Raw genomic sequence first — 21,435 nt, 5'->3', positions numbered from 1 at the left:
ATTGTACTAAGGGTAAATGTCTTGAAACAAAATCGTTAATTAATTTACAAAAATGATGCACTTCCAACTTGCTGATCGAAGGAAAAATTGGCAAAGTCACAGTGAAAATTTTTAGATACGTTATTGTCTCCTTACACTTGTTAGCAACTCCGCTATTCTCTTCCGAACTTCTTCTCAAATCAGGCAACGCATTCTTAGTGGATGAAATCAACGAAAGCGCGGATACCGTTAGTCTCCGTTGGAAAGGAAGATTGTACAGGATTCCAAAGTCTGAGATTCAAAGAATCGACTACGCAAGAAAAGGCCCGGAATCCTCCTATCAGTATTCTGAATTTCAACTAACGGATGGAAGCACGGTTCGCGGAATCATCGTAGAGCGAAAGAAAGACCGACTAACCTTTAAAACAGAGCTCGGTTTTGTAGAAATCGAAAAAGCGAAGATTCAAAATTCAAATTCCAAATCTTTAGAATCGGATAACGAAAACCCTGATTTACCTGACAAATATCTTTCAGGCCGATCGGGCGAAAATCAGCTCTTTGTGGGTGGAAGTTTTTTTACACAAGCAAATCACGGAGCTTGGTTTCATACAAATCCAGTTACCGGCGGAGCTGGACTTTTTTTAGAAAAAGGATTTCTAAGCCGTCCTCTTTGGTTTTTTGGATTTCTCTCGGAATATGCTACCGCCCCTTCCACAACGCAAGGTTCTGTGAACCTTTGGAATCAATCCTTCTATCTCGGAAAACAATTCGGATCCTCTGCACCCTACTTTCTCTTTGGCGGAGGTGTTACTGCGATCCAGTGGAAGAGCAATTCCAGATCCGTAAACGGAACCGATCCGGAATTGTTAAGCGAAGTCGGTTGGGCCTGGGACCTAAACAACGGTTCTCGACTTAGGCTTGGTGTTCGTTCACAATGCACGATAGAATCCGGTGATTCTCTTTGTAGAACTGGTTTAAGAATCTCTTGGGGTCTTCTTTTATGAAACATTCTTTCAAAATTACTTTCATCTTGTTACTTTCCTTTTTCCAGAATTGCCAAAATTCTCCTCTTTCAAATATTCATGAGGCAGAGACCGCAAAAGTCACGCTTGTCCTTGTCACACAACTGGGTCCAAGATCAGCTACGATAAGCTGGGAATGTTCTTCCTCTCAACCTGGATCCGTTGTTTATGGACGAGGTGGAATTGAATCGGCGAGTATCAGTTTAGAAAATGCAAAGATTCATTCCATGACTCTTCAAAACCTAGAATCAAACACCGATTATATCGCTTCTGTCTTTTGTTCTTCGGATATTAGCAACCTCCAAGGGGTTCCGATTGCGTTCAAAACTTGGGTAAGCGATTTTCCAAATAGAACCCGTGGACTTTGGGTCGTAGGCGGGATTGGAGCTGATGCAAATCCCGTTTCGCAGATTGATTTCTATGATCCGGTAACTTCCACTTGGTTTCCAGCCGCAACTTCGATTCCAACTCCCCGCGCATTTGCAAACGTAGTCTCCCACAAAGAAAAAATCTATGTAATCGGTGGTTTAGAAAAACAAGCCGGTGTGTATGTGGCTTCCAAGAAAACCGAAGTCTACGATCCTTATTTGGATCAGTGGAAAACGTTAGCCGACATGCCTACCGCAAATCAAGGCGGGGTCATCGCTTCCGTAGGCGAAGAAATCTTTATCATTGCAGGAACGACAACGACCGACATGACAACGGGTACCGTTTTGAATACGGTTTCCAGATTCTTTCCCGGAATCGGACCAAGCGGCGTTTGGCAAAGTTATGTGTCACTCACAGCAATCTTTGCAAGAGTCGATATGTCCGGTTGCGGATTAAACGGTTCAATACTATTCACGGGCGGAAGATTCAACGCAGATGGTTCGGCTCAAGTCACTTCGGATGGATATGTTCCCTCTGTAAATTCAACCACAAGTGCGGGAGAACCTTCTATCAACCTCGCAAGACATGGCTCCGGTTCTGCATGCGTAAAACCTTTGAACTCGGATTTGTTTCCGACGGATCCGGAATGGTTTGCGGTTATCGGTGGCTCCACTGGAACAAGCACCTTACAACCGGTTGGCTCCATTACTCCTTCCAACAGAACTGACTTCTCTCAAATTGGATCGGGAGCGTTTACCATTGGCCCTATTCTTCCTACTTCCGTTTATTATCCAGGAACTCAAGCATCGTATGAAACAAGAAAGTTATTTGTTTTTGGTGGTGCTACAGCTTTGAATATTCCAAGCGATGTCGTTTATTCGATCGGTCTACAAAATCCGATCGCAAGTACATGGACGACGGAAACTCAGAAGATGCCAAGAGCGCGTTATGCTCACAAAGTCATTCGAATCGACAGGTAACTTTAATGAAATCGATCTTTCAAATCATTCTCTATACCCTACTCTTTCTCTCGTTCGGCTTATTTTCCGAGGAAAACGTAATGGCCGGAAGCCATGAAGACGGCGAACGTCTCCTCGAAGAAAGTCAATACTCGAAAGCGGAGAGTCTCGCAATCTCTCTTCTCACAAACAATCCATCAGATCCAAAAGCAGAGTTCATTCTTACAAGAGCCTGGATCGGAATCGCACGAGAAGAAAAGAAGCGGGGGAATTACGACAGAGCAAAACAGTTCTTTCAAAAGGCATATCTCAAATGGCCTTTGAACCAAGAACTGAAATCGGAAATTGAGAATCTACGAAAAATGCCAAGCCAGAGAGGATTTGGGCAGGCTTCCTTGGGAAAAGGTTCAGGATCGAATACAGTGATTCTTTTGGACTCTGAGATATATCGTTCGGTGGCGGATATTAAAGAAGAGCTGAATTCGATTCTATTGCAAACGAGGACCTACCATCAAGAAAACGAAAAGGTCAATTCGAAAGAAAAATACTATCAAGCGGCCCTTGTTACGCTCGCGATCATTTCTTTTTTGAATTTCATACTCACGATTTTTATCTGGAGAAAAAAATGACCAAGACAATTAAATTCTCCGTAATCGGAATCATGTTTATTTCTTTCGGGATAATCGCAGAAAACAAAAGAGGTCCGCTCTTCTTCGAAGCCACCTATGGAGAAGGACTTAAATATTTGAATGCGACCCCAAATAAAATCGACGGTAGCTCTATGGACCGGGAAGTAAAATACGACAATATCGAAATCATCGGGCCTTATGCGAATGAACTTGGAACACCAGGAGACAAGATTGCGAGTGTTTATGCTTTCGACAAAGCTCCGAAACCTAAAGTGGCCGGGCAAAATGCTTCCTTTCTTTTTGAATATTTAATTCAATCCAAATTTGGATTAGGCTTCAGCTTGAACAACGCTCAGTTTCAAGCCTCTAATCTTTCCTATCCAAAACTTGACTATCTCTTTGGTATCGGGATTCTTCGATACGCTTCTCCGGAATCTCAAAATATACCCACTGATTCACTCATCAAGTTAGAAAATGCTCTACCCTATATTACCTACCACGATAATTCATTTCTACGAATTCGAACTTTTAACTTTCATCTCTCGTATCACTTTCTTGAAAACTCAATATTTGATCCATATATTCGCCTTTCCGTCGGTTACGGGAGAGAAGCGATTTACAACACCAAAATAGTTCAATCGAGTATTATCATCGGTTCACGTTTCTTTATCAGCGAAAAAGTCTATTTATTAGGAGAAGCAGTCGGGAACAATTACGACGCTTATGCTGAAACAACCGGAAGCTTTCATAATTTACTCGATGTTAAACAAAGACATATCTGGTCGTTTCAGGAATATTCTGCAAAGTTTGGAATTGGATTTAATCTTTAATAAAATAGTTGGTTATAGCTTTTTGAATAGTTGGACAAATATAAAAATGATTAGGATGGCAATTGTATTCCTCGTCTGTTCGCAACTAAATTGCTTCTACCGCTATCAACACGAAAAACTTGAGAATATCGAGTTGCGCGAGAAGAAAGAATTAAAAACAATAAGCCTCAAATTTGAAAAGAATCCGGATGATTCCTTCCGAATCAATGCGATGTTTCTTGCGTTTCTCCCCCTTGTTTTATCAGCACCAAATGAAAATTATTCTCCTTTCGATGATGTTGGCGAGGAACGAATCCCGGCTGAAACCTTGCTAAAAAAACACTTAAAGATTAACTTGAAAAAACGATTCAATATAAATGAAATCAATGATTCCGATCCAGGGAAAGATTTTAGCTCGGATTTACTAATTACCGGCAAAACGAAACACTATTTTTGTCAAGAAACCCTGCATACATTTGCCATAAGCTTTGCGGCTCTGTTTTTAGGGTTTTTCGGAGTTCCTTTGATTCATCAAAAATGCACCGTAGAAGTGAATTTTAGCATCAGGGAAAACAAATCCAATACGGAAATTTTTCAAAAAGATTATTTCGGGTATTTTTCAATTCATAGAGGATTGTATTACAATAATTCCAATGAGGAGGTTTTACGAATTCACAATCGTATGATCATAAAACTCGTTAGAAGGTTTATCTTAGATTCGGAAAACTACTTAATTAAGAATTAATTCGGAATTGATATTAATTTCGCGAAACGTATTAAAGTTCTATCTCGATTTGGCCTCTGCTCTATCCCTCATTTCAAAATTCGATAAAGCCCTAAATTTTTCTCAAGTATAAAAATCAAATGAGATTGTACCATTTATATATAAAAAAAGAAGCCTCAGAGAAGGCATAAAATAGAAATTGTGAATCGGCGAAAAATGTTAATATAAAGAGGATTTCGGAATAGATCTTTTACAAAAAATCTAGAATCGAATACCGCAAAACCCTAGTGCCTTAAAATCTGTCGTTTAATGAACGAAATATTTAAAAGAACACAGTTCCAATTTACCTACAATCAAAGGCGAACAACGTAGAAAACAAGCCTTTAAATTGCAGAATTTACCAAATAGCATTGATTTTTATCGAGGCCATTTCTCTTTAGAAATTAATCATGAATTTTTTAATTTGGAGAAGGATGTGAACTGGAAAGAATTTCAAAACGAATCCCCGACAATAAAGTCAGGGGAACAGATTTTACTGCGCTCAATCTCGGGTGAATTTTTTGTAGGAGAGGTTACGGAAGACGGAATTATTAAGCGACCTGGAACAGGCTACAGATATTCCATTCGTGACGCCACTCTTTCACATTGGTGCGAAATTCTAAATCCAGGTATTTTTGAATTTTCAAAGAATCTCAATTAGTCCAAGTTATAGCGATACACCCTACGACAAAACTACATTAAGTTTCTATTAAATTCATAGTTTGCTCTATTTTTATTCAAAATATCCCGTTTTAGAATATTTGATTTTCCCCCTGTAGAACATACAGGGAAGAGCAAACCACCCCGATTGAGGCGACTTTTTCTATCAATCGCTTCTTTGTATTATGATTTTGATAATTTTTCACGATAATCTTTGCATTCAGAAAGTGAAAGCTCTTTCGTCATTTCGCATAAACGAGAATATACTCTTCCTTCGGCTTGGCTTTTGAAAGTTAATAAAGGAAAGTTAGAAGTAATGATTGTTACTCGGCTTTGTTCGTAACGAGCGTCGATCAAATCGTACAACTTCGAATTTGTCCAATCAGTATCTTTTTGGACTCCGAAATCATCTAAAACGAGTATTGGTACGCTTGCAAACTCCGTTTCGATTGATTTCTCCTTCCCATGTATATCGGATCCCTTTTGATATGAGTCTTTAATCCTATCAAAGAAATCTCTATTTATTTTAGCGTATTTGCAACTTTCCTGATGTCGAAATATCATCTCGTTAATTATCCCACATGCTAACAAAGTTTTTCCGGTGCCTGGATTCCCCCAAAGATACAATCCTTCATTTTCTATATTCGGATTGTTCCAATTTTTTACAAGTTCCGAACTCCAGTCGTGGGCTATCGTAAATTGGATTCCTATGCTTGAATCTTGGTCCATTTGATCGAATGTTCGAAATTTATATTTAGGCGGAACTCCCGACTTGTTAAACAAAGTTTCAAATTTTCCGAGTTCCATCCTTGCGCCGTGACAAACACAAGATATCATCTTTCTCTGTGCTGAATCAAATACCATCCAAGGCTGTTTTCCATCGCAGGGACAATTTTCGGAAATGCACGTACAAAGTGTTAAAACACTAAATGAATCTCTTGCTGTTTTTTCAGTTAAATAAAATCCGACTCCTCTACAAATGGGGCAGTCGGTTTTTCCTTCCCGTTTCGAAATAATTTTATCTAAAACCATTTTCTTATCTCAAAAACATCTCTAAATGAAGCCTTGTAAATCCGACTCTTCTTATCGACCTCATGGTTCTTTAACCTTTGAAGGAGGCCTGAGAATGGTTCTCGTTCCCCGTTGATTCATTCACTCTATGCCGCTGTATGAAAATGGATTATATTTTCAACAAAGACTGGCACGATTACCGTTTTTGTTTTATTTAGAAAATAGTCTCTAATGTGATTTTTGAGTTTTCCGGGAATCGAATCAAAAAACGTGATCTTTTCCAAATCATACCATATCCTAACGTTTCTTAAAGTTTCCAGATCTTGCTTTTCTAACTTTAAGTTCGAATAGTCTAAAAAGCCTCTGATTGCTTCGTCTCGGAATCGGATATTGTAGAAATATTCATGTTCCATTTTTATCTCCGAAATTGATTTCTGTGGAACAATTGTTGTAACAGAATTTTTCTTATCTTCGATTTGAGTATCAGGAACAGATGGCTGTTCTATTTTCTTTCCCAACTCAATATTGGAATCCACTTCCTCCCCTACCAAAGTATCCTGAGTTTGAATTTTAACCGTAAGATTTAGATTTACTTCCTGACTAAAATATTTCGTAATTAAATTTAAAAGTGAACTTGAAACTTCTTTTGAAAGCGTAATTGTTTTACCGTCCGAGTTTACTTTTAACCCATGCAAGGCTTCTTTACTGCTTTTTGTTAGCCTTTCATCTGAATATGATAAGAAGTTTTTCCATATATCTCCATTTTCATCAAATGTAAGATGTACAGAAGTTGGTACAGAAGTCTCTAGGGAAGTACAACGAGAAGGTGACTGGGTGTACGGGTCTGCTCCGTACGCTTTTCCGGGGGGGCGGTTAGCTTTTGAGCTAGGTGTGTTGGGCTGACTAGGATTTATGTACGAGCCGTTCTTTTTATTTGCCTGCTCTACTCTCCAGGCTTTTTCATCCATAAGTTTAGCATACAATTCATCCGAAATCCTCAGGATTCTATAATGCCCATGGAATTCAGTTTGAGTTACTAGGCCGTCTTTTTTAAACTCTCTGATATATTTTGAAACTGTCGTTTCAGCTAGTCTCACGTATATTCCGAGATCCCTGTTCTTAGTAATGCAACCGCCGTATTTTTGCCTTCCGTTGATATCCAACTCTGCAATTTTAGCGAGAAGGATTTGTTTGCTTCTCGCATACGGCATGTCGTCTATTACCCCTGGACAAAATTTGCCAGGGTTCCTATTCAAAGGAGCTTCCATTGCTACGCTCTTTTTTACCGATGCGGACATACTTCGGGCTCGCATGGTAAATTGTATTACCCTACTCTATTCAAAACGGGGAGCATAGATTAGGCATGGAGCCTTTTGGATGGTCCTCGATTCGAGATCGTTTTCGGCCGTTAGTCAGAGGGGCCGTATCTTAGTTATGTCTCCTAAGATGGGTACAGATATAGATAAAGATTATGAAACCTGTCAAGCTATTTAAAGAGACATAGTAAAATTATTTGATAAAAACACAAGAAGAGTGGTAGAAAACCTTTGGGGCCTCTGACCTCCCCGCAGGTTATTGATCTCGAATCTCGGGTTAGGAGATATGCTGGTACGATAATATACCCGTACGGTTTTTGGTACTACTTTTTTATTTAGAGCATTAAAAAATTTTGGGCAGTTAATATAAATGCCCAAAGAGAGCATAAATCTACTTTTTGGGCATTTTTTCAAGCTGGTCTTTTAACTCTTTTTTCTTCTTTTTAAGAGTAGAAATTTTTTTATCAATAACTTCGATTTCGGCCAGAATCTCTTCACTGTTAGCAAAAGAATGCTTCTTTTTCTCTATAAAGGCTTCCTTGGGCTTAAAGGTTTTTGCAAATTGACGTGCCTCGGATTGTTTGGGGAGATCTCCGCTTTCAATTTTAGGTAGCAACCAATCAAAAACTTCTTTGCTGTTTGTCTTCAATACAGGAAGGATCTCCATAAGCAAGGAGGTAGGTATTTTTCCTAAAAGATTGGTCTCTTCAGGGGTTTCTGATTCAGTCAGATCATTGATAGCGGAAGCGTGCATTAATTTTTGCTTCACCCATGATAGTGATTTGTGAAATTTTTCGGCTAACTGCGCGGCTGATAGGTCATTTCTTATTTTTATAACTGTAATACTGAGGGCAATTTCAAGATCACTTAAGTCTTCTCGCTGAATGTTCTCAATAAGTTTATATTCAGGAATCAATTCAGGATCGATCTGATTGACGTTTTTTACGATAGCTGTAATGTATTCTTCGCCATTAATTTTTACTGCGCGAAACCTTCTTTCGCCAGCGATAAGGTGATATTCGTTCCCTTTTTTTCGCACCGTAATTGGTTGAATTAGTCCATATTTCTTTATGCTTTCCGCTAATTCATTGAGTGATTTTTCGTCAAAATTGGTTCTTGGATTCCCTTCGCTAATAATTTGGCTTACTGGAATATTTTCCAGTCCCGAAGCGATTGCAGGTTGCCTCCCCCGAGCGGCAAGTTCTCGCAGAAGGGCGCTACTCTGATTGACTCCACCTGTTTCCATCTTGGGGGTAGTTGATGATTTTCCGAAAGAATCCTTTACGCTAAATAATTTTTTGGGATTTGCCTTGGTGGACATCGCTATTCCTTATATCTAATTATTACTAAACAAACAAATAGTTCAGTTGACTGAACTATTTGTTTGTGATAACCGCTCCGGTTTTTTCAATTATAAGATCGGCTAATAAATCATACGCCAACCATCCTTCTGTCCCTTCTTTTAACGGCTCACCGAATTCGGTCCTGTCTCTAATTGTACTGGATTGTGGAATGGGAGGAAGTATAATAGGGACGGGTACTTTCTCAAAACCAATCTCCGTTGACTGAAGGAACTTCAATAATTGCGGGATCTGTTGCAATTGGTCAAAAATTTGTTCGCTACGACCAGATTTCCCCCAGATTGTGGGAAGGATACTAACAGAGGTTAGATGAGAACCAGGGAAGTTGCAAGCTTCGTTAATTTTTCGAAAAACTTTCTTAATTGTTCGGACTGCCCATTTTGAAGGATTGACGGGAATGATAACAGCGTCTGTAGCTAAAAGCGCCGAAAGCATTTCTGAAGAGCCGGAGCCAGGGGTGTCTATTACAACGAAATCATATTCGGACTTTCTTAAGACTTCATTCAATCTTGTGACAAGTGATACATCCTTTCCAACGTAGTATTGAAAATCCTCAAGCTCCAAGGCTGAAAGCAGAAGATCTACGCCGTATTTACTTTTAATTGCTTCTTTTAATGTGCTTTCGGATCTGATTACAGTAAATGTATTAGCTTGGTCAAAAAATTCAGGGGATTCATCAGGGAAGAAGACATCTGACATATCTGCTTGGGGGTCATGATCAACACCAAGTGTCTTTCCTCGACGAGCTAGCGCCATTGATAGATGGGAGGCGCTAGTAGATTTCGAAACCCCACCCTTTACGTTTGCAAAAGTGTAAACTTTCATAATTCTTATTCTTTCAGTATATTTTTTAAGGAAAGCCGATTTTAAACTTTCTATATATTTTTTGAATTTTTAGGTTAGAAAGAGCTATCCGAAAATAAACTGGATAATCGACAAGCTTGTTGACGAAAGTTCTTGTAGTTTTTGGAATGGTTTGCTTAACATATATATAGTTCTTAAATGAAAAAAACTAAAGGTTTTAAAATTGAAAACTTAACTTTCCTAAAAACTCCAAAATCCTCTCTTTTCCGATATTTCTCCCTGTGCTACCTACAGGAAGTCGATAGGGGGGAGGAGAAATTTCACTTTTTGCAAGTTCATTAGTCCGATTGAAAATTTTGAATCAAAACAAATGTCGAAAAAATATTAACTCAGAGTTCTTTTTAAGAACTGTGATAAGAATTGAACCTTTAAATATACCTGGCTTTCGTTAAAATAAATTCGCATTATCATGTCTGATCCCTGAAACCGAAAGAATAGAATAAAGGTCGAATCGGGATGAGACGCGAAATTTGAGATTGCAAATCTCTCCTAGTCCTTAAGAAAATTTGGTTTTTTAAGCCATAAGGAAAATGCTGAATTGACTCTGTAGACCGATAGAATTTAAGACGGTTAAAAATGGGTGCAGTGTGAACGACGAAAATTTGAAGAATGAACTCGTGTTAGTATTGCGGAAAATGGTTGGAGCGATTAACAAGGGGGGGCCTTCTGATTTAGTCGCCCAAAATACAGCGAAAGAATTGCTCGCTACTTTTCATCGTCAGAAAGACGAGAGAGAAAAAAGCGAAGAAATTCTTGAAGAGTCGTCTTCTTTGATTTGGGAAGGTTCGCGGGTAAGGACTCAAGGTAAGTCAAAATTCCAAAGGACTCTAGCTTCTTAACTAATTTTATCTTTTTGTCTAATTCGCTAAATTCATTAGTGATATACTTCTCGCCTTTTCCTTCCTTAATCCATTCTCTGCGGACATTAAATTTAGATTCAATTTTGTCCAGCCTGTGTTCCGGAATTTCAAGCTCCCCCTTCTTGTAAGAATAATACTGCCTTCTAGACGATCCAATTTCATTTGCAAACTGGTCGTGTGTTAGGTCGTTTTCCTTTTCAATGCTCTCGAGGCGTTCTTTTATATTCATATTTAAAAAAGTGCATAACCCGCAATTTATTTTGTTTACAATGTGCGGCATCCGCACAGAATGAGACAAGCCATTTCGTTCCGATTAAACGAATCTGGGGAGAAAATTTTTGGAGTTACTCCATGACGATGGGACAAGCAGCCACTTTTCAGCCTTACCGCGATGCGGTTTGCACGGACAGCCGAATCATTTCTCGTATTTTGGGCATGGATCATTTTAAAATTCTCAACCTACTACGCTCCCACCCTGAATTTAAAAACGTATGGTTCGAGGGAGAAAGACGGAAGGACTCCGAATCCAATGTGAGTAACTCGGAATATAGTGAGATGTATGCGATGCTTACGATAAGGCAAGCATATATTTTAGCGGAACAAATACCTTTAAGGGAAAGGGATTTTAATTCCGTACATAGTTTTCTTGAAGAACTTAGATTGGAATTAGAAAAACAAGAGAACCTAAATCGGAAGCCTGAATATAATCCGGAAAGGAATTTTAATCCCGCCTTTCAGTCGGAAATAAAACCAAACAATAAAGAATATGAAAGGTTACTTAAATCGGAAGGAGATCTCACCCTCCAAGAGGCATCCGCGATTTTGGCGATTCCGAGGCTCGGAAGAAATAACCTTTTACGACTTTTGAGAGAAAGAGGAATTTTTGGAAAAAACAATATTCCCGGAAGGTATCATGTGGAAAGAGGAAGGTTTCGAGTCGTCCAGGTTCCGTATGAAACCACTCTCCATGGTAAACCTGTAAATCGTTATTATAAAGAGACGGTCGTAACTCAGAAAGGGATGAAATTTCTTCTTAAAGAACTCACCCAGTGTGATTTCGAAAACGACAAACTAATTCAAAATGAACAAAATCTTGAGGCCGATCGAGCAGTATAGATTTCGTGAAGTCGAGAACCAAGAAAATGGAATTATCTACTTTGAAGTATATGATCGATATACGGATGAAGTCGTATTTCAAGACGAATCCTTTGCTTGGTGTATCCATTGGATTATCGAAGAAGAGGTCGGATATGAAACAAGACCGAACTCTAAAGATAAAGAACCTAAACTGTAATAAAAAACCTAATTTCTGGAATCTTCGTCTAAATCGAATTTCAGACCAAAATCAAAAAGGATTCGAGTCAAGGAGGTCTGGAAAATGGGAACAATCATAATTGTAGTTTGCGTTTTTCTTCTGATCGCGGGGATAGGGGGCATTGTATTTCAATATCTACCCCGTAAGCGAACAGACGAAGACATTTTACGAAGCTTAAATAAGATATATTTCAAAAAATAGAATCTCCACAAGGAATCAACACTTGGAAAATTTCTTTTCTTTTTCTTCTTCCGCGTTGAGTGAAAACAAAAACACGGATTCTTCTCCCTTAGAAAATCTCCTAAACGAATATCGTTTTCTAAAAAGCCCACTTTCTCCATCCGTCTACAAATGTTCTTTTATTCCGGGACTTAGTGTGGAAGTAGGGGAGGTCGTATTATTTAAAGAGCGGGACTTGCTCTTTTACTTCACGGACTCTCTTGAGATTGTCGAGAAAGTTTTGGCGACTCTTTTAGACGCTTGGGAGAGGCGACTTGAATGCGACAAACAAAGTCCTCTCTCTTGCTTTGATTCAGTCTCGGAAATGTTTCAAAACGAAAGGGAATTGGAAGTATGATTCTGTTTTCCAAAGAACAAAGGATCTTCCACGCAGAAAGACCCGAACGAGATTTTACGATCGTAACAAACGTTTGGATACGGGATTCAAGGCTTAGCTGGAAGGCGCGGGGTATTTTGATATTTCTTTTACAACTTCCTCCGGATTGGGCGGTAAATAGTGAAGAATTGCAAACTCATGCTTCGGACAAAAAAGAAAGCACCATAGCAGGTCTACGGGAACTTGTCCATTTCGGATATGCGGAGCTTGTTCGCGAGAGAGATCCGGAAACCGGAAGGATCAAACAGGTTTGGAACTTTTTTGAGACCTCGAGAAAACCTTTTGTCATGGCGGCAAAGGTAAGTAATAAAAAAGCTAAATCTCAAGACATACAACCAACCCTTTTTGATTCAATTTCTGGAGGAGTGGAGAATTCACCAGGACTGGATTTTCCGGTCCCGGTGGATCCGGCCTCGGCTTCCCCGGAGCTGGAAATCCCGGCCCCGGTAAAAAAGCCTCTACTAAGTACTAAAGACAAAGTACGAATGGACCAATTCCTAAAAAACCAAATACTAAATACTTCTAGAGAGAAGGAGCCACCTGAACGCTCACCGAAAGAAAACCGGAACCGGGAAAACCAAAATTGGAACTTTCCGGTTCTTTGGCTTGAATCCTTTCAAAAGGTGTATAACGAAGAGCACGGTATTGCAATGGGTAAGCCGCTTTCAGAACTGAAAAGTCTAGAATGGATATACAATACGACAAACGGAGATTGGAGCCAAGTTCATATTAAATTGCAGATTTTAATGCAATTGAGAAACGAAGATTCAAAGTTTTGGGGAAGGCAAGCGGTTAGCCCTGAAACTCTTTCAAAATTCTGGGCGCGTCTTTTCCCGCAAGACCGCACAAAGCAAATTTCAAAAGAGAAAATTCAGAATAAAGAAAAAATTAGGAAAGAGAGCTTTAAAAAAGAAAATCAAACTTCTAATCCTCCGACCACAGTTTTTAAAACAAGTCGAACGCTTCCTAAAAGCCGACATGAATGTTTTTTGCTTTGGGCAAAGGAAAATAAACTTCATAGCGCATCAATCCAGTTCTATCAAGAAAACTTGGATCCTCAAACCTATACTGGCGGTAAAAAGATTCTTTATGAAAAATTCTTTAATGAAGTTGCGCCAACTCTATACGAAGATTTTGAGGATAGAGTAGAGGAGTTGTATCAGAAGGAAGATCCTCATTACGGCGCGGGTCGTAAAACGACATGTGTCGTTTTACATTCCAATAAAGATGCAAAAATTGAAAAATTTCCATTAAAGGATCGGTCTTACTCAAAATGCAATAATGAAAACGGACTCGTTTTAGTGAAACAGCAAGAAGGTGTATCATGAACGGAATTTTGAAAGAAGAGTTTCATATTTACAAGCACTTACCTCCGACTTCTCAAACACCCAGGCTTTGGGGTGCAATCGGGAAGTGGTTTGATGGACCTGAGGGTGCGAAAATTGCAATATCAACTGCCGCCTTACTGCAAACATCGGCTCCCGAAGGGGTGGAATATTCGGTTCAAAGATACGAATACGGAATCCATCGAAAAAATAGACCGAGCAAAACCATGATCTGGCGAAACGGAAGATTGATCGATGTATAAGGTTCGAAACAAAAAGAGCAAATAAAATGAAAGAAGGTCTTCGAATCGTTTTTTTGGATCTGGAGACAACGGGTCTGGATATTTCTCGGGACCGAATTGTTGAAATTGGGATGATTGTCCTTTTGTGGGACGGATGGGGCTTTAGAATTTCAAAAATCTTTACTTCACTTGTAAATCCAGAGATGCCGATCCCTCTTTCTGCTACAAAAATTCATGGAATTACTGACGTTATGGTCAAGAACGCTCCAAGGCTTTCAGATATTCAGGACAAAATTACAAATACAATTTCAGACTTACCATTGAGCGGATATAATATTATCAAGTATGATATTCCACTTTTGAAAAACGAATTCGCTAGAATTGGAGCTTTGTGTCCTTTGTCTTCACAAGAGATCATCGATCCGTACAGAATTTTCAAGAAACGTGAATCCGGAAAACACGATTTAAGTTCCGCGGTCCGGTTTTATGCGAGTACTAAGCCAAGAAAAGTTCATCGAGCCATCTACGACTGTACTAGCGCGATTCGAGTATTTAAAGCCCAATTCCTTTTCTATGATGAATTTCATTTAGCCAAGGATCCGTTTCAAGCGATGGTAGAAGCGTCCGGAGTAGAATTTTAACCATGTTTAGACCTTGGAGAGTGGAAAGACGGGGGAGGAGTCGCCTCCCGCGAGAATCTAAAGAAAAATTTGCAAAAGGAAACAAGAGTGAATTTGAAATCCTTGTTAAAAAACTCATCGAACAGTTTAGATTGTCTCAAGTTTCAGAGAGTTTTCCTGCGGATCACTGGGAAGAATACAATATAGTAAAAGAGCAACTTCCGAATTTGCAGTTAAAACGTATGTGGAAGAGATTAGAAAACGACTTCTACTTTGCAGACCTTTTAAAATTTGAAGCAGAATGGAAAAAATATAAAACCTTAAATTCTTAAAAAATCGGCCTCTTTTCCGATACTTTAATCTTCGTTACATTCTTCCTTGCGTGATTTCGCAAGTTTAAAGAATGGAAGAAAATCTAAGAAACAAGATTTTTATAGGGGATGCTTTAGAGCGTCTTCGAACATTCCCATCTGATTATTTCCATACAGTAATAAGCTCCCCGCCGTATTTTCGTCTTAGGGACTACGGACATCCCGGTCAAATTGGACTTGAAGATGCTCCAAAGGATTATATAAAACGAATCGTTGAGGTATTTCGGGAAGTCAGAAGAGTGATGCACCCGGAAGGGACGGCCTGGGTAAACATAGGAGACTCATATAATACCGGAGAAAGAAAAGAAAAAGAAAAAAAGAGGGAGGTTTCTAAACATAAGTCCTTACTTCAAACTGCTACGCGTGTCTGCGGCCTGAAAAAGAAAGATCTAATCGGTATTCCTTGGAAAGTGGCCTTTGCCTTACAAGAAGACGGATGGATTTTGAGACAGGATATTATTTGGAGTAAGCCAAATCCTATGCCTTCGGCTGTAAAAGATAGGTGTACTACTTCCCACGAGTATATCTTTCTATTAACTAAAAGTCCAAAATACTATTACGATTCCGATGCAATTTCAGAACCGGCGGTGAGCCTCATGCCGGGCCATCCGAGTTTTAGACCTCATTTGTTAGAAAGTTCAAATCAAACAAGGACAGAATCGCAGAGCAAAAGAGGTAAAACTTTTCAGGTCATAAAAGAAAAAAGAAACAAAAGGTCTGTTTGGACCGTGCCGACAGCGCCTTCGAAAACCTCACATACGGCGACTTTTCCCCGGGAATTAATCTCACTTTGTATTCAGGCAGGAACCAGTAAAATTGGAGCTTGTAGAATTTGCGGGATGCAATATAGAAAAAAAATGGTCTCGGAATGTGATCATCCGTATGATCCGGTGCCTCCAAGGGTCTTTGATCCTTTTTTTGGATCAGGGACTACAGGAGTTGTCTCTTTAGATTTGGGTTGTGAATATACGGGAATCGAAATTGTTCCTAAGTTTGCAGAAGAAGCAGAACGTCGAATCGGACTCAGGCTCTTCTAAGTTATTTAATTGAGGTTTTGGAAGGAAAAATGACTTTACTAAACTTTATCCTTAAACAAAAAATATAGTCCGTATGAAAATAGACTACTCAGACTCTTTTAGAATCAATCAATCCGACCTAATAAAACATCCTAACTTAGTATCTCGAGATATTCCCAAAGAGGAAGAAGACGCATTTAATGAGAAAATTAAAAATATCGGAGTAACTGAAGCCGTAATCGTCGTTAAACACCCAACTCAAAATGGGAAATATTGGCTCTTAAACGGAGATCGTCGATCAAGAGGAAATAAAAAAGCTAAACACCCAACGATTTTGGCTAAAATGGTTGTTTCTGAGCTAACAGAAGAGGTCCGCCAGTATGTAATGTACTCAGTCAATAATGACGGTACTCCGATGGGCGATGAAGATACCGTAAAAGCAATCATCAAAGAGTTTGGAAAAGAGAGAATACTCAAAGAGTTTCGAGGAAATATTTCACCGGAAGAAAGAAAGAAGTTAGGGCCTCCTTTGTCCGAAGTGATTACAAAGACTTTTGGTAGATCTTTAAGGACGAATCAAAGATACCTAAAAGAAGCAAAAGCAATTCTTTCCGGAAATGAACCTACTCCGATTCAGCTCAAAGATCTTGATAAAAAGAAACTTACGACGATTCACAAGATTGTAAAACAAGTCCAAAGTATCGACACTCAAACTAAAAAACTGCTAATCGAAAAAAGTAAATTGGCAAAACAGCTAAAGCCATTTGGGGGGTTAAGGCGCGCAATAGAACTTGATTTAGAAAATCAAAAAAAGCAAAAGAAACTAAAAACAAAAAAGTAGACAGTCCTTAATTTTTTCTAAAATGATTCGCTTCTCGAATGGACTCTTTCGGGGTAAAAAAGTTACGCATAGGGTGTGAAAAGCTCTGTCAAACTAAACCTAAATTTAAACGCGGGACGTGAAGACTCGCCTTCCATCTCACAAATTCCCTTGGATGGAATCCGATTCCATCCAAGAAACTCAGACCTTTTTAAAACAAAGTCTGAATCATACATTAAAAATCTTTCAAAAGACATTTCAAAGTTCGGTTTACACGAGCCGATATCCGTACGCTATATTGAGGATGAAAACATTTATCTTTGTTTGTCCGGGGAAAACAGGGTAAAAGCCGTTAAACTTCTTGGATGGACGACTATTTCAGGATACGTTGTTTCTCCAAAGAACGAACTCTCCTTTATGATTTCTCGAAATGTAAGGAGACGTCATTTCGGGCATCGAGATAGAATTCTAATTTTGCAAGTATATTGTCCTGACTTTTTTACTGGGTCAAAAATAACAATTCGTAGACTCGAAACGATTTCAGATGAAACGGGAATCCCTACATCGACTCTGAAAGCTGATTTAAAAAAGATACGAACTGGAAGTAGTAAAGAGGTCACACTAGAAGAACTAAGGAGTCTTTGGGAGAAAAAAAAGATACGCGGCCTAAGAGTGAGTATCTCAGACCTTTCGGACGGAAATTTTCTACTTCAGGTGAACGGAAAAAATCTCAATTATGAATGGAAAGGCAAATTTAAAGACGTGATTCGAGATTCTGCCGAAGCGGCACGGTCAAAGTCATTTAATAAGAATTTTAAATTTGAGAATTCAGAATTAGCCTCACGAATTCGGGAACTGCGTAAGGATGCACGTATGACTCAGTTTGAGCTCGCGCAATTACTTGGATATTCTCAATCCTATATCGCGGAACTAGAGGGCGGTAAGTGGGAATGTTCGATTTCCCTGTTCGAAGAAATCGCGATACTTTGTGAGGAAAGAATAAAATGAATTACAAAGTATCTATCGGAGCTTCGGACCGGATTCTAAAATGGTCATTTTCAAAAGAAAAACATGAAAATAGTATAGATTGTATCGTAACTTCTCCACCCTACTTCCAGAAACGAATCTATCTTCCAGAGGGCCATCCATATTCGAACTTAGAGATTGGTCGGGAAGCAAGTCCTTGGGAATATTATTTCCATCTCAGTCAGGTTTTTCGAGAAGCAAAAAGAAGACTAAAAAAATCTGCAACCGTATTTGTAAATATTGGCGATTCATTTAGGCACGGATGCGCTCTTCGCATACCTTCCGGATTTATCGATATGATGCAAGAAGAAGGATATATTTTTGTTCAAGAGATTGTCTGGGCAAAGTCAATTTCGACGGATGATGGAAATATAGGATCTTGCAAACCCGAATCCGTAAGCCGAAGATTTACAAACTCTCACGAATATGTACTTCTGTTTGTTCTGGATATCGAGAATTACTATTTCGATTCTCGGTCTGTTGCTGTGCCACTTGGAGGAATTCATAACCCAAAACCTACGCTACCAGCCATATTGAAGTCGATGGGGGCAAGCGAACACGGGCAGTATGAAGGGACTGGGCTAAAAGATTATTCAGACCACAAGGCCGAAAATCCGTCTGAAATCAAAAAGCGAATTTTAAATAATAAAATTCGATCCAATGATTTTACGGCAAGACGAAGATCCGTTTGGCAGATACCAACGCCTAATTCAAAAGGACGACATACAGCCGTCGGACCTGAAAGACTATTTGAAATCTGTGTTCTTGCAGGTTGTCCGGAGGGAGGAACAGTTTTGGATCCGTTTATGGGAGAGGGGACTGTAGGCAAGGTAGCATTAGAAAACAGTAGGAATTTCTATGGAATCGAACTTAACGAAATCAGCGGTTTGGATGCTGATCTTCTCCTTTCAATAGTTCGATCTAAACCGAAGGAGGAGGTATAAAAGAGTGCTTCAATTCGTGATTATGATAAAACCTATTCTGTTATAGTACTACCAATGGTAGCCAAAAAGAAAGTGATCACCCGAAGAAAATCAATGGGTGAGAAGGAGAAAGCTTTATCAACTCGCGCACCTACTAAAGAAAAACTTTCCAAAAAAGACCAACAAAAGATTCGATTTGCTTACTTACGGGGTTCTTCCAGAGAAGAGATTTGTCGAAAGTATAAAATCGATTACAAACAACTCGACAATCTGATTCACAGAAACGGTTGGAAGGATGATTTTGAGGAAATAGAAGGAAAAGTGAGGGAAAAAACGGCACTTTCCATTATTTCAAACGCATCAACAACTCTTGCCCGTATGAATACCGAGGCGACCGAACTTCTCGATCTTATCAAAAAACGAATCTATGATCCTGAGATTTCCAACGAGGATCTTTCTTACCTAATCAAATCGAGAAATACTCTACTTCGGGAACTTCTCCGATCCTTGGGTTTACCTGATACTATCCGAAACGAATCCGGATCTCCGGACGAAAAAAGCCAATTCAATCTTCAAATCATCACCGGAGTAGGAGAACTACCCGGATCGATCGAGAAGCTCATTGGCGGGAAAGCCATAGGTGTCGGCAAGGAAGAAACTTCTCACATTAGATCCAAGAAAAGTCAAAACGGAGACGATCCAAAGAAGTAAGTATTTTTCTCCGAAACAATCCTTAGCTCTCGATGAAGATTGGAGCGACCACTTTATACAAGAGATATGCTACGACGGCGGTGCACGTAGCGGAAAAACCTACCTAATCATAAAGGCAATTATATCCCGCGCTTGGATATCCGCCGGATCCAGACATTTAATAGCAAGATACAGACTCAATCATCTTCGAATGAGTGTTTGGAGACAAACCCTTCTTCCTTGCCTGAAGGAAATGGGATTTGTAAAGGATCGAGATTATTCAATTAACGAAAGCGACCACGTAATCACGTTTACGAACGGAGCCGAGATCTATGGAGCTGGTCTTGATGATTCTGATCGTGTTGAGAAGATCATGGGGACTGAGTTCAATACCATATTTTTAAATGAATCGACTCAAGTCTCGTATCCCACATTTCAAAAAATTAAAACAAGACTTTCGTATGTAAGAGAAGAACTCACAAACAAACTCATAGTCGATTGTAATCCGAGGAACCGGTTTCACTGGATATACAAATACTTTGTTCTTAGACAAGACCCAGAAACGGGAGAAGCACTATCAACCAAAAGACAAAGTAGAATGTCCCGTCGTCACTGGACGCCTCTCGACAATCCTTTTATCACAGACGAATACAAACAAATGCTTTCGGAACTTACGGGAGTCGAAAGAGACCGGTTGTATCTAGGGTTGTGGATAGACGTTGAAGGTCTTGTCTATCCTAAATTTGAATCGGCGATCGTTGAGCCATTCAAAATTCCAGAATCCTGGGACTGTGCGGGTGCGGTAGATTTTGGATATACAAATCCGTTCGTCTTCCTGTGGCTTTATTTCGACAAAGCAAACGAAACCTGGTATTTAGCCGATGAACATTATCTTACCGAACATACTGTCAGAAGGCACTGCGAACTTATCAGTGATAGAAGAAAGCCGAATCTTTGGATAATAGCCGATCATGACGCAGAAGATCGCGCAACGATGGCTGAATGCGGATACGTTACATTTGCAGCTGATAAAGACGTCTCAACTGGAATTCAGGCATTAATTAAACTCCTTGAATCTACCCGGGGGCTAAAACTAAGAATTTTTCGAACTTGTGTTCATACAATTGAGGAATTTTCAATTTATTCTTGGGAACCTCAAAAGGATGGAAGAAATGCTAAAGAGATTCCAATCAAGAATCACGATCATGCGATGGATGCTCTACGTTATTGGGCGTTGAAAATAATCGGAGGTAAAAGAGATATAATAACGAGATCATATTCTAAGGTAAAAAAAGAATTAGAAAATAGACCAAAAACCGTATCAGATATTCGAAATAAAAGGTTGGAGCGGTTTGGGATAGATCCAAATAAATTTTCAAAAAGGTAGAGGAGAGAATTTTTTTAGTGCAATAAAAATAGTTCTCGCCAATTGTATTTGTCGCGACCGTCCTGCAAATATGAAACCGAGCCACGAAAACCCATATCCTTTGTATAAAGCGCAGTTGCTTGCATTGGACGTGTGTTTAGCTCGATCATCGAGTGAATTGCCGCGTAATTCTTTGAATGAATTTAAAAGAAACAAAAAGACGGCTGAGTTAGTTCTTTGGTGGTCGATATTTCTCTCCCATCTGCGCAATTTTCTAGAAAATAGAAATACAAGGTCCGTTATTCCTTGGCTTTATCTTACCTCGTTTCTAACAGGAGCCTTACTCGGATTAATTCCAAGGCTAGACCTGAAAGGACTATTTCTCTATTTGCTGGGGATTTCAGTGGCCATTTTGGTCTGTGTTACCCTTGTTCTTTTTTTCTACGAACTAAATCGGATACAGTTTATGTATAGATTGAATACATTGGAAAAAGAAATCGCTC

At 39.3% G+C, this 21,435-nt stretch carries 23 protein-coding genes; 18 read left to right on the top strand and 5 right to left on the bottom strand.

Annotated elements, in window-relative coordinates; translation table 11 throughout:
• The first annotated feature begins 101 nt into the window (after positions 1-101).
• The 6 genes from CH376_RS12590 to CH376_RS12565 all read left to right on the top strand — a co-directional run bounded on the left by CH376_RS12590 (position 102) and on the right by CH376_RS12565 (position 5,191).
• Positions 102-983 (top strand): LA_3334 family protein, encoded by an 882-nt coding sequence (locus CH376_RS12590; RefSeq protein WP_100787796.1) that lies wholly within the window; start codon positions 102-104, stop codon positions 981-983.
• Positions 980-2,350: a Kelch repeat-containing protein gene (locus tag CH376_RS12585; RefSeq protein WP_100788116.1), complete on the top strand. Its 1,371-nt coding sequence runs from the start codon at positions 980-982 to the stop codon at positions 2,348-2,350. The genes CH376_RS12590 and CH376_RS12585 overlap by 4 nt, the downstream gene beginning before the upstream one ends.
• Before the next feature lie 5 nt (positions 2,351-2,355).
• The gene (locus tag CH376_RS12580) at positions 2,356-2,958 is read left to right on the top strand and encodes a Tom20 family protein (RefSeq protein ID WP_100787442.1); all 603 of its coding nucleotides are present in this window, start codon (positions 2,356-2,358) and stop codon (positions 2,956-2,958) included.
• On the top strand, positions 2,955-3,788 hold the full coding sequence (locus CH376_RS12575; RefSeq protein ID WP_100787443.1) for a hypothetical protein: 834 nt from the start codon (positions 2,955-2,957) through the stop codon (positions 3,786-3,788). The genes CH376_RS12580 and CH376_RS12575 overlap by 4 nt, the downstream gene beginning before the upstream one ends.
• On the top strand, positions 3,766-4,512 hold the full coding sequence (locus tag CH376_RS24435; RefSeq protein ID WP_207767208.1) for a hypothetical protein: 747 nt from the start codon (positions 3,766-3,768) through the stop codon (positions 4,510-4,512). The genes CH376_RS12575 and CH376_RS24435 overlap by 23 nt, the downstream gene beginning before the upstream one ends.
• A gap of 367 nt (positions 4,513-4,879) precedes the next feature.
• Positions 4,880-5,191, top strand: coding sequence for a hypothetical protein (locus CH376_RS12565; RefSeq protein ID WP_100787444.1), 312 nt, complete (start codon positions 4,880-4,882; stop codon positions 5,189-5,191).
• 182 nt (positions 5,192-5,373) lie between these two features.
• Here CH376_RS12565 and CH376_RS12560 read toward each other — a convergent pair whose 3' ends face one another.
• The 5 genes from CH376_RS12560 to CH376_RS12540 form a co-directional block, all read right to left on the bottom strand.
• Positions 5,374-6,222: an ATP-binding protein gene (locus CH376_RS12560; protein WP_100787445.1), complete on the bottom strand. Its 849-nt coding sequence runs from the start codon at positions 6,220-6,222 to the stop codon at positions 5,374-5,376.
• A 125-nt stretch (positions 6,223-6,347) separates the two neighbouring features.
• Positions 6,348-7,499: a hypothetical protein gene (locus CH376_RS12555; protein ID WP_243394835.1), complete on the bottom strand. Its 1,152-nt coding sequence runs from the start codon at positions 7,497-7,499 to the stop codon at positions 6,348-6,350.
• Between the two features lie 409 nt (positions 7,500-7,908).
• Positions 7,909-8,838, bottom strand: coding sequence for a ParB/RepB/Spo0J family partition protein (locus tag CH376_RS12550; protein ID WP_100787446.1), 930 nt, complete (start codon positions 8,836-8,838; stop codon positions 7,909-7,911).
• 55 nt (positions 8,839-8,893) lie between these two features.
• Entirely contained in the window at positions 8,894-9,703 is an 810-nt protein-coding gene (locus CH376_RS12545) for a ParA family protein (protein ID WP_100787447.1), read from the bottom strand.
• A gap of 744 nt (positions 9,704-10,447) precedes the next feature.
• Positions 10,448-10,831 carry a helix-turn-helix domain-containing protein gene (locus CH376_RS12540; protein WP_100788114.1) on the bottom strand — a complete coding sequence of 128 codons (384 nt, stop codon included), beginning with the start codon at positions 10,829-10,831 and terminating at the stop codon, positions 10,448-10,450.
• A gap of 122 nt (positions 10,832-10,953) precedes the next feature.
• Here CH376_RS12540 and CH376_RS12535 point away from each other — a divergent pair, with 122 nt between their 5' ends.
• From CH376_RS12535 to CH376_RS12475, 12 genes are all read left to right on the top strand, one after another.
• On the top strand, positions 10,954-11,718 hold the full coding sequence (locus tag CH376_RS12535) for a phage antirepressor KilAC domain-containing protein (RefSeq protein WP_100787449.1): 765 nt from the start codon (positions 10,954-10,956) through the stop codon (positions 11,716-11,718).
• A gap of 422 nt (positions 11,719-12,140) precedes the next feature.
• Positions 12,141-12,494 (top strand): hypothetical protein, encoded by a 354-nt coding sequence (locus tag CH376_RS12525; protein WP_100787450.1) that lies wholly within the window; start codon positions 12,141-12,143, stop codon positions 12,492-12,494.
• Complete coding sequence (locus CH376_RS12520) at positions 12,491-13,861, top strand: hypothetical protein (protein ID WP_100787451.1); 1,371 nt, start codon at positions 12,491-12,493, stop codon at positions 13,859-13,861. The genes CH376_RS12525 and CH376_RS12520 overlap by 4 nt, the downstream gene beginning before the upstream one ends.
• On the top strand, positions 13,858-14,121 hold the full coding sequence (locus CH376_RS12515; RefSeq protein WP_100787452.1) for a hypothetical protein: 264 nt from the start codon (positions 13,858-13,860) through the stop codon (positions 14,119-14,121). The genes CH376_RS12520 and CH376_RS12515 overlap by 4 nt, the downstream gene beginning before the upstream one ends.
• A 26-nt stretch (positions 14,122-14,147) precedes the next feature.
• The gene (locus tag CH376_RS12510; protein ID WP_100787453.1) at positions 14,148-14,741 is read left to right on the top strand and encodes a 3'-5' exonuclease; all 594 of its coding nucleotides are present in this window, start codon (positions 14,148-14,150) and stop codon (positions 14,739-14,741) included.
• A 2-nt stretch (positions 14,742-14,743) separates the two neighbouring features.
• Positions 14,744-15,052 (top strand): hypothetical protein, encoded by a 309-nt coding sequence (locus CH376_RS12505; RefSeq protein WP_100787454.1) that lies wholly within the window; start codon positions 14,744-14,746, stop codon positions 15,050-15,052.
• A gap of 71 nt (positions 15,053-15,123) precedes the next feature.
• The gene (locus tag CH376_RS12500) at positions 15,124-16,128 is read left to right on the top strand and encodes a DNA-methyltransferase (protein ID WP_100787455.1); all 1,005 of its coding nucleotides are present in this window, start codon (positions 15,124-15,126) and stop codon (positions 16,126-16,128) included.
• A gap of 73 nt (positions 16,129-16,201) precedes the next feature.
• Positions 16,202-16,948 (top strand): ParB N-terminal domain-containing protein, encoded by a 747-nt coding sequence (locus CH376_RS12495; protein ID WP_100787456.1) that lies wholly within the window; start codon positions 16,202-16,204, stop codon positions 16,946-16,948.
• Between the two features lie 150 nt (positions 16,949-17,098).
• Positions 17,099-17,935, top strand: coding sequence for a helix-turn-helix domain-containing protein (locus CH376_RS12490; protein ID WP_243398267.1), 837 nt, complete (start codon positions 17,099-17,101; stop codon positions 17,933-17,935).
• Positions 17,932-18,897 carry a DNA-methyltransferase gene (locus CH376_RS12485; RefSeq protein WP_100787458.1) on the top strand — a complete coding sequence of 322 codons (966 nt, stop codon included), beginning with the start codon at positions 17,932-17,934 and terminating at the stop codon, positions 18,895-18,897. The genes CH376_RS12490 and CH376_RS12485 overlap by 4 nt, the downstream gene beginning before the upstream one ends.
• Before the next feature lie 54 nt (positions 18,898-18,951).
• Entirely contained in the window at positions 18,952-19,587 is a 636-nt protein-coding gene (locus CH376_RS12480; RefSeq protein WP_100787459.1) for a hypothetical protein, read from the top strand.
• On the top strand, positions 19,574-20,953 hold the full coding sequence (locus CH376_RS12475) for a PBSX family phage terminase large subunit (protein ID WP_243394845.1): 1,380 nt from the start codon (positions 19,574-19,576) through the stop codon (positions 20,951-20,953). Before CH376_RS12480 ends, CH376_RS12475 begins: the two co-directional genes overlap by 14 nt.
• The last annotated feature ends 482 nt before the right edge of the window (positions 20,954-21,435 follow it).

Origin of the sequence: Leptospira adleri (assembly GCF_002811985.1) — a bacterium.
GTDB classification, from domain to species: domain Bacteria; phylum Spirochaetota; class Leptospiria; order Leptospirales; family Leptospiraceae; genus Leptospira; species Leptospira adleri.
This window is presented reverse-complemented; position numbering and strand designations above follow the sequence as displayed.

Bases quoted from the DNA above. Each gene is read 5' to 3' on its own strand.
- CH376_RS12585 (WP_100788116.1), top strand. From the start codon at position 980: ATGAAACATTCTTTCAAAATTACTTTCATCTTGTTACTTTCCTTTTTC.
- CH376_RS12580 (WP_100787442.1), top strand. From the start codon at position 2,356: ATGAAATCGATCTTTCAAATCATTCTCTATACCCTACTCTTTCTCTCG.
- CH376_RS12575 (WP_100787443.1), top strand. From the start codon at position 2,955: ATGACCAAGACAATTAAATTCTCCGTAATCGGAATCATGTTTATTTCT.
- CH376_RS12560 (WP_100787445.1), bottom strand. From the start codon at position 6,222: ATGGTTTTAGATAAAATTATTTCGAAACGGGAAGGAAAAACCGACTGC.
- CH376_RS12555 (WP_243394835.1), bottom strand. From the start codon at position 7,499: ATGTCCGCATCGGTAAAAAAGAGCGTAGCAATGGAAGCTCCTTTGAAT.
- CH376_RS12550 (WP_100787446.1), bottom strand. From the start codon at position 8,838: ATGTCCACCAAGGCAAATCCCAAAAAATTATTTAGCGTAAAGGATTCT.
- CH376_RS12545 (WP_100787447.1), bottom strand. From the start codon at position 9,703: ATGAAAGTTTACACTTTTGCAAACGTAAAGGGTGGGGTTTCGAAATCT.
- CH376_RS12540 (WP_100788114.1), bottom strand. From the start codon at position 10,831: ATGAATATAAAAGAACGCCTCGAGAGCATTGAAAAGGAAAACGACCTA.
- CH376_RS12535 (WP_100787449.1), top strand. From the start codon at position 10,954: ATGACGATGGGACAAGCAGCCACTTTTCAGCCTTACCGCGATGCGGTT.
- CH376_RS12520 (WP_100787451.1), top strand. From the start codon at position 12,491: ATGATTCTGTTTTCCAAAGAACAAAGGATCTTCCACGCAGAAAGACCC.
- CH376_RS12515 (WP_100787452.1), top strand. From the start codon at position 13,858: ATGAACGGAATTTTGAAAGAAGAGTTTCATATTTACAAGCACTTACCT.
- CH376_RS12510 (WP_100787453.1), top strand. From the start codon at position 14,148: ATGAAAGAAGGTCTTCGAATCGTTTTTTTGGATCTGGAGACAACGGGT.
- CH376_RS12505 (WP_100787454.1), top strand. From the start codon at position 14,744: ATGTTTAGACCTTGGAGAGTGGAAAGACGGGGGAGGAGTCGCCTCCCG.
- CH376_RS12500 (WP_100787455.1), top strand. From the start codon at position 15,124: ATGGAAGAAAATCTAAGAAACAAGATTTTTATAGGGGATGCTTTAGAG.
- CH376_RS12495 (WP_100787456.1), top strand. From the start codon at position 16,202: ATGAAAATAGACTACTCAGACTCTTTTAGAATCAATCAATCCGACCTA.
- CH376_RS12485 (WP_100787458.1), top strand. From the start codon at position 17,932: ATGAATTACAAAGTATCTATCGGAGCTTCGGACCGGATTCTAAAATGG.
- CH376_RS12480 (WP_100787459.1), top strand. From the start codon at position 18,952: ATGGTAGCCAAAAAGAAAGTGATCACCCGAAGAAAATCAATGGGTGAG.